This window comes from Lysinibacillus sp. NPDC097279 (genome assembly GCF_044761745.1).
GTDB lineage: Bacteria > Bacillota > Bacilli > Bacillales_A > Planococcaceae > Lysinibacillus.
Window position 1 is genome coordinate 618916 of the sequence record NZ_JBIWDA010000002.1, and the last position, 16142, is coordinate 635057.

At 35.8% G+C, this 16142-nt stretch carries 9 protein-coding genes; all 9 read left to right on the top strand.

Features of this window, described 5'->3' with window-relative positions; all coding sequences use genetic code 11:
- Window positions 1–57 precede the first annotated feature (57 nt).
- The 9 genes from ACIQ1H_RS13165 (at window position 58) to ACIQ1H_RS13205 (ending at window position 16080) form a co-directional block, all read left to right on the top strand.
- Entirely contained in the window at window positions 58–3858 is a 3801-nt protein-coding gene (locus ACIQ1H_RS13165; RefSeq protein ID WP_402889330.1) for an NEAT domain-containing protein, read from the top strand.
- 506 nt (window positions 3859–4364) lie between these two features.
- Complete coding sequence (locus tag ACIQ1H_RS13170; protein WP_402889332.1) at window positions 4365–5159, top strand: nicotianamine synthase family protein; 795 nt, start codon at window positions 4365–4367, stop codon at window positions 5157–5159.
- 23 nt (window positions 5160–5182) lie between these two features.
- The gene (locus tag ACIQ1H_RS13175) at window positions 5183–6475 is read left to right on the top strand and encodes an opine metallophore biosynthesis dehydrogenase (protein WP_402889334.1); all 1293 of its coding nucleotides are present in this window, start codon (window positions 5183–5185) and stop codon (window positions 6473–6475) included.
- Between the two features lie 622 nt (window positions 6476–7097).
- The gene (locus ACIQ1H_RS13180) at window positions 7098–7607 is read left to right on the top strand and encodes a phage tail protein (RefSeq protein ID WP_402889336.1); all 510 of its coding nucleotides are present in this window, start codon (window positions 7098–7100) and stop codon (window positions 7605–7607) included.
- A 12-nt stretch (window positions 7608–7619) separates the two neighbouring features.
- On the top strand, window positions 7620–8117 hold the full coding sequence (locus ACIQ1H_RS13185; protein WP_402889338.1) for a phage tail protein: 498 nt from the start codon (window positions 7620–7622) through the stop codon (window positions 8115–8117).
- A gap of 20 nt (window positions 8118–8137) precedes the next feature.
- Window positions 8138–8662, top strand: coding sequence for a phage tail protein (locus ACIQ1H_RS13190; protein WP_402889340.1), 525 nt, complete (start codon window positions 8138–8140; stop codon window positions 8660–8662).
- A gap of 47 nt (window positions 8663–8709) precedes the next feature.
- The gene (locus ACIQ1H_RS13195; protein WP_402889341.1) at window positions 8710–13644 is read left to right on the top strand and encodes an S-layer homology domain-containing protein; all 4935 of its coding nucleotides are present in this window, start codon (window positions 8710–8712) and stop codon (window positions 13642–13644) included.
- Window positions 13645–14016: 372 nt separating this feature from the next.
- Complete coding sequence (locus tag ACIQ1H_RS13200) at window positions 14017–15138, top strand: ABC transporter substrate-binding protein (RefSeq protein WP_402889342.1); 1122 nt, start codon at window positions 14017–14019, stop codon at window positions 15136–15138.
- 351 nt (window positions 15139–15489) lie between these two features.
- Entirely contained in the window at window positions 15490–16080 is a 591-nt protein-coding gene (locus ACIQ1H_RS13205; protein ID WP_402889344.1) for a histidine phosphatase family protein, read from the top strand.
- Window positions 16081–16142 lie beyond the last annotated feature (62 nt).

The following is a 16142-nucleotide window of genomic DNA, read 5'->3' on the forward strand; positions in this document are numbered from 1 at the left end:
AAAATTCTGGATTCCTTGCGATTGAAATAATGTAATATTCAGGAGGTCAGAGTAGGTATGAAGAAATTTATACAATATGTAGCAATGGTGTTGCTCATTTTTGGTGCAGTATTACCTAACCTTGGCATGGAAGTAAAGGCGGCGGTGAATACCGAAGCTAGTTGCACAATTGACTATTCAGCAAGTTTAAATGTTTTAAAAGCTGATTCAAAAACTGGTTCCGTAACGGAAGAAACTTCAGTTATGGTTAAGAGTGGCTATGTAAAAACAGAAGCTGCTATTAAAAAACAAAATGGTCAGTATACAGTTGATATTACGGTGCCAGGAAGGTTTTCAACTTGGTATAGAGGTTTTAAAGTTGAATCAGGTGGGGAATTAAAGGAAGCTATTAAAAGACAAAAAGACACAGATGGCAATGAAGTATATACATTCGCAATCGACCAATATAATAACCCCATCCGAGCATGGGTTGACATATACGTTAAATTGGAAAAACCTATACCTTTCACATACGACAATAGGTACACTGTTTACCTAGTCCTTTCAAATGTTGAGGAGAGCAAACGGGTTTGTGAGGAAGCAGAACAACAACTAGAGCAAACACAGCAAGAAGAACAATCTCAGCAAACAGGCCAAACTGAGCAAACAGGCCAAACTGAGCAAACAAAACAACCCGAACAAAAAGCACAATCTCAGCAAACAGGCCAAACTGAGCAAAAAGAACAGTCTCAACAAACAGGCCAAACTGAAGTAAAAGCACAATCTCAGCAAACAGGCCAAACTGAGCAAAAAGAACAGTCTCAACAAACAGGCCAAACTGAAGTAAAAGAACAAACTCAGCAAACAGGCCAAACTGAGCAAAAAGAACAAACTCAACAAACAGGCCAAACTGAGCAAAAAGAACAAACTCAGCAAACAGGCCAAACTGAGCAAACAGGCCAAACTGAGCAAAAAGAACAAACTCAACAAACAGGAAAAACTGAGCAAAAAGAACAGTCTCAACAAACAGGCCAAACTGAGCAAAAAGAACAGTCTCAACAAACAGGGCAAACTGAGCAAAAAGAACAGTCTCAACAAACAGGGCAAACTGAGCAAAAAGCACAAACTCAACAAACAGGGCAAACTGAGCAAAAAGCACAAACTCAACAAACAGGCCAAACTGAGCAAAAAGAACAGTCTCAACAAACAGGCCAAACTGAAGTAAAAGAACAAACTCAGCAAACTGGTAAAACTGAGCAAAAAGAACAGTCTCAACAAACAGGAAAAACTGAGCAAAAAGAACAAACTCAACAAACAGGCCAAACTGAGCAAAAAGAACAAACTCAGCAAACTGGTAAAACTGAGCAAAAAGAACAGTCTCAACAAACAGGCCAAACTGAGCAAAAAGAACAAACTCAACAAACAGAAAAAACTGAGCAAAAAGAACAAACTCAACAAACAGGAAAAACTGAGCAAAAAGAACAGTCTCAGCAAACAGGCCAAACTGAGCAAAAAGAACAAACTCAGCAAACAGAACAAACAAAGGGTAGTTCAGAAGGAAATACCAAAGGCAGTGAATCAGGTTCTGGGGAGAACAATAATAATTCAAATACCGATGGCAATTCCAACTCTAGCACTGGAAACTCTGAACAAACAACAAGTAATGGGACAACTACGATAGAAGGGGATACAGGGAACTTTACTCAAGAAGGACAAGTTCGATTTGAAATTCCACAAAATGCAAAAGAGATCACAACATTTATAGAAAAAGCAAGTACAGTATTTCAAGATAACAAATATAAAGTGACACTTGCTTTAAATACTGGCAATAACTTGCGAGAATTTGTTGTGAAACAAAATGGTAAAGAAATTGCAAAATGGTCCAATCCAAAAGTAGCTTCATTAGTATTTTTTGCAAATACAAAATCTTCTACACTTTCATTTGAAATAGACACATTAGAGAACCTTGTTTTTGAAGCAGTAACGAATAATAAAACGATCACAGCAAACGTAATAGCTACTAAGATTGATGAAGCATCACTTCCAAAAGTTAATGATAATGCAAATGTTCCGAATGCAGGAGCATTACCTAGTGGTGGTGCAATGCAATCAACTAATGGGCTGTATACAGTGGACTATACATTCATCAAGGGGTCAGGTTCTGGGACTTCAATGATGGACCAATATGTAAGGAAACCAGCGTATGTCGTGAAAAATGGTTCTTCATATGAAGTTCAATTAACTTTAACAAATAGTTCATGGATTACAGGGTTTATGGTGAATGGTGTAACACCTACTACAATTACTGATACAAATGATATCCGAATAGTTCAATTTGCATTACCAAGCATATCTGGGCGTTATAATGCATGGGTAAAAGTAGATATTGAGGATTTGAACTATCATCATGACTATAATATCTATTTAGAATTTCATGAATCTTCACTTTCAAAAATAAGTGATAGTACAACCTTCCTAATTACAGGTGGCCCAATTATTCCAATTCCTCAGATGAAAAAGGATTTACCTAAAGATGAAACAAAGCTAGACCAAACGGTAGGTAACTTTATTCAAGAGGGCGCAGTGAAATTTGAGATTCAACAGAATGCAAAAGAACTAACGGCATTCTTACAAAAAGCAAACACTGTATTTGAAGATAACAAATATAAAGTGACGCTTACATTGAATACAGGTAACAATTTGCAACAATTTATTGTGAAACAGAATGGTAAAGAAATTGCAAAATGGTCAAATCAAGCAGCATCACGAGTGCTTATAGCAAATGACAAAACAGCTACACTTTCATTTGAAATGGAGACACTTGATAACCTTGTTTTTGAAGCGGTAACTGCTAATAAGACAATTACCTCATATGTAACTGCAATGAAGACAATGACAAATGAAAAGATTACTCGCCAGCCAATCACATATAAAATGGAAGCTGATCCAAATGGTAAAATACCTGATTTTATTACGAACTATCTAGCACCTTACTTCACGAAAGCAGAATTAGTGACGATTGATGGTAAACGTTATATCGAAATGACACTAATCGGTAAGGCGTATGGTTTCGAAACACTTGCTTATATTGATGCAGAAGGTAAGCAACAAGATATCGAGATTATTAGTTCGAAAGGTGAAAAATTGGATCAAGTGCGCGTAGTCCGTTTACCATTAGTGCAAGATAAAAATGGCGTAACGAAAATATTTGTCGATTCTGGAAGCTTAGGCTATGGGGCGTACACATTATTCTTTACGTTTAATGTCCCAGCTTTAGAGGAAGAAGCAACGATTGTAGAAGAGGATACAAATATTGTGAATAATACTATTGTTGAAAATCCATTTACAGATATCGACAATGTATTCAGTAAGGATGAAATTTTAGCTTTATATGCTGCTGGCATTACAACAGGTACATCAGCCACAACATTTAGTCCAAATAGAAATATCACGCGTGCGCAATTTGCAGTGATGATAGCTCGTGCTTTAAATATTTCATCCAATAAAGAAACTGCGTTTACGGATGTGAAAGGCAAATGGTATGAAAAAGAGGTACAAGCACTTGCAGAGATTGGTATTGTTAAAGGTGTCAATGCCACAACATTTAACCCAAATGCAAATATTACACGTCAACAAGCAGCAGCAATTATATTGCGTATGCTTGAATATAAAGGCTATAAAGTAACAGTGGATAAAAATGCTTTAACATACAAAGATGCTAATAAAGTATTTGACTACGCAAAGCAAGCCGTGTCTGAATTACAAGCACTAGACATTATGACGGGATCCAACGGCTATTTAAACCCGCAAAGTAATTTAACACGTGCACAAATGGCGAAAATTTTAAAACGGTCACTAGAGTTAGTAAATTTAATCTAAAAGATTAATAATTTTAAGTTAGGTACTATTACTATCCCGACTACTCTTTCTAATAGGTGGATGAGGTGATTGTGCTTGCATATACATCGCTAAACTATTTTAGCCTTTCGCAGTTACCTCATCCAATTAAAAATGCAATTCTAGTTAAAACTGAATTGCATTTTTTAGCTTTTATAATAATTTGGATTTCTTCTTTTTGTAACAACCTCGATAACCTCATCTACTCCTTGACTCTAATTTTTTTAAAACCCCCCTCTATTTGAAATCGCTCGATTAACTTGAGACGCATAATTTTCTGGATGTTTCCAAAAATAGATAGGTTGAGTTCTAGCAACCTTCAAATATGCCACTTTGCCCTTTCTTATTTGAAATGTATAGAAGCTAAACGTAATTGATTGAATATAATTTTACTGACGAAGCTTTAACATATCCGAGGAAGCGATGCAATAGTATTAAATGATATGGCATATATTGTACTTTAATCCTTAAACATAGGAGTGGGGCAAGTGACAGATGTAGATTTGTTTTTAAAGAACTTACATTATTTTGATAAAAGATTTACGTTAATAATCAATCAAAACAATAATCAGCTAAATATAGCGTATTTAGAGTTGTGTGAGTTAATCGATAATTATTCTTCTTTTATTACAAATCGAGACAATGAAAAACATTGGAATCAACTAAAGCAATCGATTGAAATAATAGCATTAATCGAAAATCTCAGAAATAACTCTGCTGTTTGTATCCAAATTATCGAAAAATACCGAGCGTTAGTATTGGCATATGAAAAAAAAGGGATGTCCGATTATTTTCGTAATATAGGGGATTGCATTGAAAAGGAATTTGGAGACTTTCAAATTAACAGTCAGTCGAAAGTACTTATGGTAGGTTCTGGGGCTTTCCCTTTAACATTATTAATGGTTGCAGAACGAACAGGCGCAGAAGTTTTTGGAATTGATATTGATGATGAAGCGGTTCAATTAGGAAGGCATGTAGTAAATAAGTTAGGAAGTCATTTAGCGATTCAAATTGATAAGAAGAGCGTAGGGGAATTAGAAATTATTAAACAGATTAGTCATATAATATTTAGTTCCACTGTTAGCAATAAATATGACATATTAGATCAATTGTATGGGCTAACGAATCAAAATGTGCTCATTGCTATGCGTTATGGTAATGGGGTTAAGTCTCTTTTTAATTATCCAATGCAGAAAGTAGACGAAACCAAGTGGCATATAGTTGAGGAAATTATACACCCTCAAAGTGTATTTGATGTTATTTTATATCAAAAAGTACCATGACTTATATAGATGAGGTGAAGGCAATGACTGATTTTAATAATGTTTTACTGTTAGGAACTGGGCCAACAGCAATTCAATTAGCTGTAAATTTCAAAAATTATTTTAATAGTAAAGTAGCAATCGGCGGTCGCGAATCTTTACGCTCCAAGGCTTTCTTTAAAGCAGTCGTACAGCATCACCTTGTATTTAAGGTAAATGTACAAAATCAACAACATCAGTCAGTTGCAGGACAATGTACGATTGATGCTTTTTTTAAAGGTTATCATTTAGTATCTGGTAATTGGGATACCATTGTGCTTAGCATTACAACAGATTCGTATATATCAGTTTTAGCGCAAATCGATTCTACAGTATTGAAGAGAGCTAACTGTTTTATCTTGATTTCTCCTACATTTGGCTCTAGTCATTTAATAACTCATTTCTTAAAAAAAATATCACCTCAGGCTGAGGTAATTAGCTTTTCAACCTATTACGGAGATACTAGATGGCTAGGTAATATACCCTCAAATGAAGTATTGACAACAGGCGTAAAGAAAACAGTTTATATTGGATCAACTTACTCAATATCGAATAGAGTGGCTAAATTAACTAAACTGTTTCGTCATTTAGGGATTCAATTAATAAAATTAGCATCACCTCTTGAAGCAGAGACAAGAAACATTTCGTTGTACGTCCATCCTCCCTTATTTATGAATGATTTTTCATTAAAAGCAATATTTGACGACAATACTATACCGAAATATGTTTATAAACTTTATCCTGAAGGACCTATTACTTATACAATGATTCGTCATTTATTAAATTATTGGAAAGAGTTGATGGAAATTGTGCAACACTTCAACATTCAACCACTCAATCTATTACAGTTTATGATAGATGATAATTATCCTTTACACTCAAAAAGTATCGACAGACAAGACATAGAGAATTTTAATCATCTTGAGCCCATCCATCAAGAATATCTACTTTATATTCGTTATGCCTCCTTATTAATTGATCCATTTTCTATACCAAATGAAGAAGGAAGGTACTTTGATTTTTCAGCAGTCCCTCTTAGAGAAATTTTTATAAATCACGATGGAGAATGGGATATTCCTAGAATGCCAAAAGAGGATTATTATCGTGTGAAAATCATCCAAGGGATTGCCAATGCACTAAAATTGAAAACGCCAACGCTTGATCATTTTGTACAAACTTATGAAGAAAAACTGCGACAAGTAGTGGCATCATCTGAGAATAAAATTTTTTCAGAAGCATTCCAAGTAAAATCTTTTTCACAAGATATCGAGATGATTTATAAGGAAATTAAACTTTGAAAAACAAGATAATGTAGAGGAATACACATAAAAAACTAGGTGCTCATGAAATATGGGTCCCTGGTTTTTTAAATGTAGTATTGCAAAGGTACTTTGATCACTTGATACATCTATTGCTGATATTTTTTCGAGAAACCTAATAGAGGAATCCCTAGGCAAAGCGGGTATTCCTTCATTTTTGTAATTCTCTTAACAATGAAAGAAGATAGAATCTCCTATAGATAATGAAGGGTATTTTTAAAATTGTTAATTCTCAAACCATTAACATTTGTCAGTATTATTCGGTATCTTTCTTTAGTATTTTTAATTTGAGTGTACTTTTTGAAAGGAAATATAATGATACTTTTTGTAATGATGATTACAATCACATATTTTACAGCACTCATTTACTTATATATACATTTTATATATTGATTCTATTAAGGAAGTGATTGTACACAAACATATCAATCAAAGTCTAGAGATACTATTTTAGTTCAAAATAAAGTTGTGAAATGTGGCTGATATCAACGCTACATTATAGTAGCGTATTTGGTATAAAACACGCTTAATTAGTACTTAATTTTATATCTTTACAGTAAGGAATGTTTTAAGTTAAAAATTTTAAAGGATGGTGTTAGTAATGGAACAATACATCGGAGAAATTCGCATGTTTGCAGGGAATTATGCTCCCGAAGGATGGAGTTTGTGCAATGGGCAAATATTATCTATTGCTAATAATGAAGTGCTATTTACACTAATTGGTACTACGTATGGAGGCAATGGACAGACGACATTTGCCTTGCCTAATTTTCAAAGTAGGGTCGTCTTACACCAAGGACAAAATCCAGGAACTGGCACTAATTACGTAATAGGTCAAATGGGAGGGGTAGAGTCTGTGACGTTACAAGCATCACAACTTCCAGCTCATACGCACCAAGTAAATGCTTCTTCACTAGAAGGCACAACACCTAGTCCAGAAAATGCGGTATGGGCAAAAAATATGCAATACTCGACGCAACCACCAACAGCCACATTGGATACAACAATCGTTTCAAGTGTTGGAGGAAATATACCGCATGACAATGTTATGCCGTTTTTAACAATTAGTTATATCATCGCGCTTTCCGGTAATTACCCGTCATTTGAATAGGAGGAATGTAAAATGGATCCATTTGTAGGTGAAATTAGATTATTTAGCTTTGGACGCGTTCCAAGAGGATGGGCATTATGTAACGGGCAAATATTGTCAATTAATACAAACCAAGCTTTGTTTTCCTTATTGGGCACAACTTATGGAGGGGATGGAAGGACAACTTTTGCTTTACCTGATTTACGAGGAAGGGTTCCTGTTCATGTAGGGAACAGTGTGGCACTCGGACAAAAAGCTGGACAAGAGACACATGCATTAACAAGTAATGAGATGCCAGCACATACCCATGTTGTGACTGCTAGCTCGGAAAGTGCTACGTCGAAAGTGGCTACTGGTAATGTATGGGGCTCAACCGATATTAATATGTATGCATCTAATCAATTGAATACGATTATGAATGCACAAGCGTTATCGCCAGCAGGAAATGGGCAATCACATCAAAATATGCAGCCCTTTATTGTGGCAAATTATTGCATTGCTTTATTAGGCATATATCCTCCAAGAAATTAATAACAAAGGAAGTGAAAAAAATGTCAGAAGCGTATATTGGAGAAATTAGAATTTTTAGTGGTAATTTCCCACCTCAAAACTGGGCTTTTTGTAATGGTCAGCTAGTAAATATTGCGTCGAACAGTGCCTTATTTGCCATTTTAGGAACCATGTATGGAGGAGATGGAAAGACAACCTTTGCTCTACCAAATTTAAATGGTCGGGCAGCGATTCATCAAGGAACAGGTGCAGGATTAACGACAAGGAATATAGGCGCAGCTGGAGGTTTGGCAACTGTTACATTATTAACAACACAAATGCCTAGTCATAATCATCACGCTACTTGCAATAATGACCAAACAACCAATATTGAGCCAGCAGGAGCATTATGGACGGAACAACAAGGGAGAGGTTCTCGCCCTGTCTATTCTGATTCAGGGAATACAACAATGAACGCTTTAACGGTTGGGCAAGCAGGTGGAAGTCAAGCACATAATAATATGCAACCGTATTTGGGAGTAAATTTCATTATTTGTTTAGTTGGAGAGTGGCCTTCTAGGAGCTAAGACTGCATTGACCGAAGGATGTGAGACAACTAAAAAGGAGTACAAAAATGGGGAAAAAGATTTTAATTATAACACTATGTGTAATGCTAATTACTTTTAGCCAAATGACGGGCATAAGCTTAATGTCTCCTTTAAAAGTGGAGGCGGCAACTTGCAATACGCCGAATTTTCCAAAGTGTACACAAGATTTAACGCAAGCTTCCTGGCTAAATGATACAACGAATGGTTTTATTGTAAGTGGTATTCCTAGTAATGATGGTTTTGATTTATTAAAGTATAGTGATGGTTCATCATATCCAGCAGGTTATTATATTGATGCAGATGAACATTCACCACCAAAATCAATTAAAATTTCTGCTGGAGAAGGTTTTGCGGGTGGTATCTTCGATTTAAAATCATTAACGATTGATACGATATATAAACATTCGGAAAATGATGTGTTCGGCTTATCGATTCAAGGGTATGATATAGCCGGAAATCCAAAGGGAAATCCCGTAACCTTTAAAACAATTGCTAATCATGACCCTATTTATGATATCCCTATAAATGTAGAGGGCATTAACTCATTTGTCATTACTGCGAGTGTACTATATATACCTACTATTTCTGCGGGCATATGGGATTTAACATTTACTCAATTTACAATTGATGTTCCTACCCCAAATAATCCACCAATCGTTACAAATGATGCGATTACAGCCTCAAATATTACTGCAACAGGCGTGCAGTTGGACTGGGCTAAAGCATCTGACGATCTAACAACTCAAGGGGATTTACAGTACCGTGTCTATCAATCTAGTAGTAATAATATTGATACGGTTAGTACTATTGAATCGAATGGTACAGTTTTAGGAAGCGGTTATACCAAAGACATTACTTCCTTAAATGTTATAGGTCTTACCGCCAATACAACCTATTATTTTAATGTCATTGTCAAAGATGCTGATGGCAATAAGAGTGCTTATTCGATGCAACAGGTAACAACCGTTGGATTAAATAAACCTCCAACATCGAGTGATGGAACCGTAAATGTAAATGAAGGTCAAGTGTATACATTTAATAGTACTTCTTTTGCATTTTCTGATGAAGATGCTGGAGATACGATGCAAGCCATACAAATCGTTACAATCCCAAATAGCGGGCAGCTCTTTGTTGATAGCAATCTTAATGAACAGTTTGATGCTGTCGAAGCGATTACAAATGGTATGACGATTAGTAAGGTTGACATAGATGCAGGTAAATTAAAATACATTACCAACAATAGCACCGCATCATCTTTTACATTTATGGTAAGTGATGGTCTTAATCTTAGTCCAAGCTATACGATGACTTTAAACGTTAATGCACATCTAACCGTGACAATAGCATTATTTCAAGCTAATCCAACAAATAGCAATCCAATTTCTATAACTATTGTTTTCAGTGAGCTAGTGATAGGCTTAACAACTTCCGATATAAATGTAACAAATGGAAATGTTATGTCTGTGTCAGGAAGTGGTACCACATATACGGCACAAATATCACCTATTACTGATGGAACGGTGAAAATCAAAATTCCTGAAAAGGTTGTGACGAACAGTAGTGGTTCATTCAATAAAGCATCCAATGAATTACAAATATTCTATGATGCTACACCGCCTACTAATATTGACCTTACTAATACGATAGTCCAAGAAAAGGCGCCTATAGGGACACCTATTGGGATATTGACAGCAACTGATTCAGGAAGTGCACAAACATTCAGGTATGCTTTAAAGTCTGGGGATACAAATTTCTTTACGATTGATGGCAATGTATTAAAGACAAATGCGCTATTTACCTATGATACTAAAAATAGTTACAGGATTACGATAAGCGTAACGGATCAGGCAGGCAACTCGTCTGATAAGGAGTTTACTATCCAGATTACTAAAAATAACGCTCCTACAGGTACTATACTAATTAATAATGGAGCAGCGTATACAAGTTCTTCGAATGTTACTTTAACAATGACGGCAACGGATACAGAAGGAGAAGCGATAGATATGCGCTTTTCAAATGATGGTTTTACTTGGTCCAGTTGGGAGTCAAAAGTGTCTACAAAAAGTTGGATATTATCAAGCGGGGATGGTAGTAAAACCGTATATATGCAACTAAAAGATGCAGCAGGTAATATATCGAATGCATTTTCAGATACAATTGGGGTAGATACAACGCCTCCATTCATAACAGGGGTTACAAATGGAGGTATTTATAACACGGATGTAACCATTAGCTTTAATGAAGGAACGGCTACCTTGAATGGATCTTCATTTACAAGTGGCAGCACTGTATCGTCAATTGGAAGTTATACGTTGGTTGTAACAGATAGGGTCGGTAATGCCTCAACGGTTTCATTTGTGATTGATAAAACTCTGCCACAAGCTATAGAGGTGACAATCAAATCGACTAATTTCGATTCGACAAAAGCTAAGGCAGGCGACACTATCATATTAGCAATAAAAACAGATAAAAATATCCAAATACCAACAGTTACCATTGTAGGGAAAACAGCTAATGTAAGCGGAAATGCAAAGAACTGGCAAGCGACATATGTTATAGCCAATGGTGATATTGAAGGTACAGCACCTTTTACAATTAACTTTAAGGATTTACTAGGAAATTCGGCAACAACTGTAACGGACGTAACGGATGGAAGCTTTGTCATAGTGGATAGTATAAAGCCAACTGTAAAGAAGGTGACAATGACTTCAACTAATGCCAACACTGCCGTTGCTAAAGTAGGCGATATTATTACAATTGATATTGAGACAAGTGAGGACATTCAATCACCAAATGTTACGATTCTAGGACAAAAAGTAAATGTAAGTGATAAAGGTGATGGCGATGCTAAAACATGGCTAGCAAACTATACACTAAAGTCAGTAGATACAGATGGACCTATTAACTTTACAATTGATGTTCAAGATTTAGCGGGGAATGATGGCTCACAGGTTACAGAGATTTCAACAGGAGCAGTGGTGGAGTTTGATAAAAAGGCTCCTGAAATAACAACCTATTACCCAGCACACCTTGCAACTAATGCGCTGCCTACAGGTAATCTCGTGTTAAAGTTTAATGAAAAAATCTTACCTGTAGCTAGTAAAAACATTCTCATTCGAAATGCTTCAACTAATCAAATTATCGAAACAATCGGTATTTCACAAGCAAACGTTTCGATCACTAATGAAACTGTGACAATAAATCCTACAGTGGATTTGGACGATAACACCGTTTACAGCATTCAAATTGACGCAGGAGCATTTAAGGATTTAGCTGGAAATATGTATGATGGAATTACGAATAATACTACTTGGCGTTTTACGACGAGTGCAATACCAACATACACCGTTACGTATGACAGTAACGGAGCTGATGGAGGGAAAGTGCCAATAGACTCTAAGCAGTATAAAGGTTACCAAACAATTACAGTACTAGGAAATACAGACGATTTAAGGAAAACAGGCTATACATTTGTAGGATGGAATACGAAGGCTGATGGCAAAGGTGTTACGTATAAAGCTGGACAAACGCTTCAAATGGCCAAAGGAAATCTACTATTGTATGCTATATGGTCTAAAAACGATGTACCAGCAGATGGAGGAACATCAACCTCAAGTCCAGACCCTGTTGAACCAAATAATCAATTCATGGTGAATGTTATAGACCCAAGTATGCCAGATGAGGTACTCATACAAACAGTATTAACACGTGTAAATGTTAACGGTAGTTTCCAAGACAGAGTGAATTTTACTGTTGCCAACGCAAACGAGTTTCTTCGCAAATTAGCGAACAAAGAACAAAAGAGAACTCGACTTATAATTCCCGATGTGGAACAACCAGCTAGTGAAACAAAGGTCATACTTGATCGAGAAGCTGCGAAACGATTAGTAGAAGGCAAATCTAATTTTGGTATAGATATGGGAATAATCAACATAGATGTTCCTTTTGCGTCAATGAATGCTTTTAATGACGATATTTATTTCCGAATTGTGCCGATTAAGAATGCACTACTTCAAAAAGCTATCGAAGATCGGGCTAAACAAGCAGAATTAGTTTTACAACAAAGTCATGGGGCGAATGTAAAGCTCATCGGTCAACCAGTAACAATTGACACAAACCTTCAAAATCGTACAGTGACGTTGTTATTGCCTATACCCGTAAACCTAACATCAGCTCAACAAGAACGAATCATGGTTTATGTAGAGCATAGCAATGGAACAGTCGAATTAATTCGTGGGCGTATTGTAGAATTTCCGAAAGGACAAACAGGTATTGTCTTCGATGTACAGCATTTTTCAACTTTCTCTTTACTATATGTTGAACAAGGGCAGGAAGAAGAGCAACAACCAGAAGAGGTAGATAGGACATTTACTTCATATATACAAGGCTACACAGATGGTACTTTCCGTCCGAATGCATATGTCACACGTGCTCAAATGGCAGCAATGCTCGCAAGAAATTTGAGTGATAATGATGTACCAGTAGCATCTCAACTCTTTTATGTGGATACGGCTGCTACTTGGGCAAAAAACGAAATTGAGTATATTCGGACACAAGGAATTATGCAAGGACGTTCCAATCGTACATTTGCACCGAATGATATGATGACGAGAGCCCAAATGGCGGTTATTGCTGTAAGGTGGATCGATAAGCAATGTGCAGAAGAACCTAAAGATAACCCGTACTGTCAGCTTGCGGCGAATGGCGAAACGTACAGTGATGTCGCGTCTACGCATTGGGCAGTAAAAGAAATCGACCGCATCAGCGCAATGGGCATTATGGTTGGCTCAGGAGACGGTCAATTTAGACCGGAAGAGAATCTAACACGTGCGCAGGCAGTAAAGGTATTAAATCGAATTTTTAACCGACCAATACCAACTGAAGAAAAGGAACAAATCTTTATCGATATTCCTAAAGAACATTGGGCTTTCTTTGAAATTCAAGCAGCTACATCGAAATGAAAACCGAATGGGCAGTAGCAGAGTGTGCACAAGGGATTGTCATTTGCGAACTTCTTTTCACTCAGTGGATTTTGAGCTTTTGAGTCGTCTATAGGACAAATTAAAAATAGGGTCCTCCTGTTTGATGTAGAGTCAATTACTTTGACATGTATGCATCATACAGGGGGGCTTTTACTCTTTCCAACTAATGTTTCACTCCATTATATTCCTTTTAAAGGTATGTTGAAAAAATTTTAGGTGAGGGCATTAATAGAAAAATATAATATTAGTAGAAGGTGTTGACTCTTAGAACTACTATCCTGTAGAGTATATAATGATATTGATAATCATTATCAATTATGTCGAATATAAATATTTTAGGAGTGTAAACAAATGAATTGGAAATACCCATTATCAGCTATAGCCCTTTCTGCATTATTAGTCGGCTGTAATCAGTCAGGCAATGCAAATAAATCTGCATCGAATGGAACAATGGAAACGAAAGAAGAGGCCATTATTAAGGACGAGCTAAATCGAAAAGTAACAATCCCCATGAATCCTGACCGTGTTGTAGTAGGAGGCATTCTACCATATTTCTCAACATGGTATATTGCAACAAATTCGACGAAAGAAATTGTTGGTATGCATCCGAACTCTTATAATGCAGCTTCGCATTCAATCCTAAAAGATATTTCACCTGATATATTGAAAGCAGATACATCCTTTATTCAAAATGGGGAAGTAAATATTGAAGAATTGATGAAAGTGAATCCTGAAGTCTATTTTGAGATTGCATCGGATGAAAAATCTATTAATAAATTAGAAGAAGCAGGGGTTCCGACAGTTGCACTCCAAGCAACAGCCGATTCTGATGATCCATTAGAAATTTTAAATCGTTGGTTAACATTAACGGGTGAAATCACAGGGACAACAGATCGCCCTGACCAAATCATTCAAGAAGGGAAAAAGAATCAACAAGAAATTAACGATAAACTAGCCAATGTACAAAAAGAGGATATGCCTCGAGTAATGATTCTTCAATACCATAACGATAAAGAAATATCGGTAGCAGGTTCGAATATGCATGGCAATCGATGGATTAAAGCTACGGGTGGTATAGATGTCGCAGAAGCGGATGTTCAAGGTATTAAGGCAGTCAATATGGAACAAATATATAACTGGGATCCAGATATTATCTACATTACTAACTTTACTGAAACACAGCCAGAAGACTTATTCAATAATACGATTAATGGCCAAGATTGGAGTCAGCTAAAAGCAGTGAAAAATAAACAAGTGTATAAAGTACCGCTAGGTATTTATCGCTGGTATCCACCAAATGGAGATGCACCACTTATGTTGAAATGGATGGCACTTCACAATCATCCAGAACTTTTCGACTATAATATGAACGAAGAAATTCAAAATTACTACGCGAAATTTTACAATTATGATGTGACAGAAGAACAAATAAAAGACATTTTAAATCCATCTTCTGAAGCTGCAAAATATTAAGAATTGAAAACAAATTTACTTGCTATCAACATTTGAGTGGTGAACGTTGTTAAAATGGTTAAGGATATGGACAATACAAAAATTCACTATGTGCTCTACACTATTGGAGAGTAAAAATGAAAACATAAACTATTTATATTTTTTATTATCATAGTTGTCCAAACATTTGAGAAGATATAAAATGAATGAGTGTAATTTACAAACATTTTTTCAATGATTGCTATAAAATAGAAAATAGTGTATGAAAATTAAACGGTTGCCATTGCAAAAATTCCTTGGCTACCGTTTTATTTCATATTCTTTACAATTAGTTGAAGGATTACTGAAAGTAATAGAGTTGGGAGAAAAGTTATGCAAATACTATTAATACGACACGGAGAATCAGAAGCAGATATTTTAAACGTACATGAAGGAAGAGCTGATTTTGAATTAACAGAAAGAGGGAGAAAGCAAGTGGGATGCTTATCTCAAAAAGTAAAAAATGATTTCCCACCAGATTTTATATGGGCGAGTACGTTAAAACGAGCACGTGAAACCGCCGAAACATTAGGAGAAATTATTGGTTGCCCAGTGCAATTGGAAGAAGAATTAATGGAGTTTAATAATGGTGTTCAAGCTGGACTATCCTTTGAAGAAGCAAAAAAGTATCCAGAGCCAAAATTTTTTCATGAGCGTTTCGAAAATGGAGAATCATTCATAGAATTTCGAATGAGAATTGAAACGATATTTTCTAAAATTGTGACTGGAAATAAATATAAACGAATTGCGATTGTTGCTCATGGGGGCGTAATTAATAATATATTACGTGCTTTTTACCAAATGCCAATGAACATGGATTTTTATTTTAAAATCGGAGATACAGGAATTAGTTTAATTGAACTTACTGATAAGGAAAAGGTAATTCACTTTCTAAATGATACGAATCATTTAAAAAATATATAAGATACCTTTGTTGGAATTTTATTTTAGTCTACTTTAAATAGCTATTAAATCAATTAAATCCC

What these genes read in the sequence shown, in the direction of transcription:
- ACIQ1H_RS13180 (WP_402889336.1), top strand. Translation starts at nt 7,098, where the DNA reads ATGGAACAATACATCGGAGAAATTCGCATGTTTGCAGGGAATTATGCT.
- ACIQ1H_RS13185 (WP_402889338.1), top strand. Translation starts at nt 7,620, where the DNA reads ATGGATCCATTTGTAGGTGAAATTAGATTATTTAGCTTTGGACGCGTT.
- ACIQ1H_RS13195 (WP_402889341.1), top strand. Translation starts at nt 8,710, where the DNA reads ATGGGGAAAAAGATTTTAATTATAACACTATGTGTAATGCTAATTACT.
- ACIQ1H_RS13200 (WP_402889342.1), top strand. Translation starts at nt 14,017, where the DNA reads ATGAATTGGAAATACCCATTATCAGCTATAGCCCTTTCTGCATTATTA.
- ACIQ1H_RS13165 (WP_402889330.1), top strand. Translation starts at nt 58, where the DNA reads ATGAAGAAATTTATACAATATGTAGCAATGGTGTTGCTCATTTTTGGT.
- ACIQ1H_RS13190 (WP_402889340.1), top strand. Translation starts at nt 8,138, where the DNA reads ATGTCAGAAGCGTATATTGGAGAAATTAGAATTTTTAGTGGTAATTTC.
- ACIQ1H_RS13175 (WP_402889334.1), top strand. Translation starts at nt 5,183, where the DNA reads ATGACTGATTTTAATAATGTTTTACTGTTAGGAACTGGGCCAACAGCA.
- ACIQ1H_RS13205 (WP_402889344.1), top strand. Translation starts at nt 15,490, where the DNA reads ATGCAAATACTATTAATACGACACGGAGAATCAGAAGCAGATATTTTA.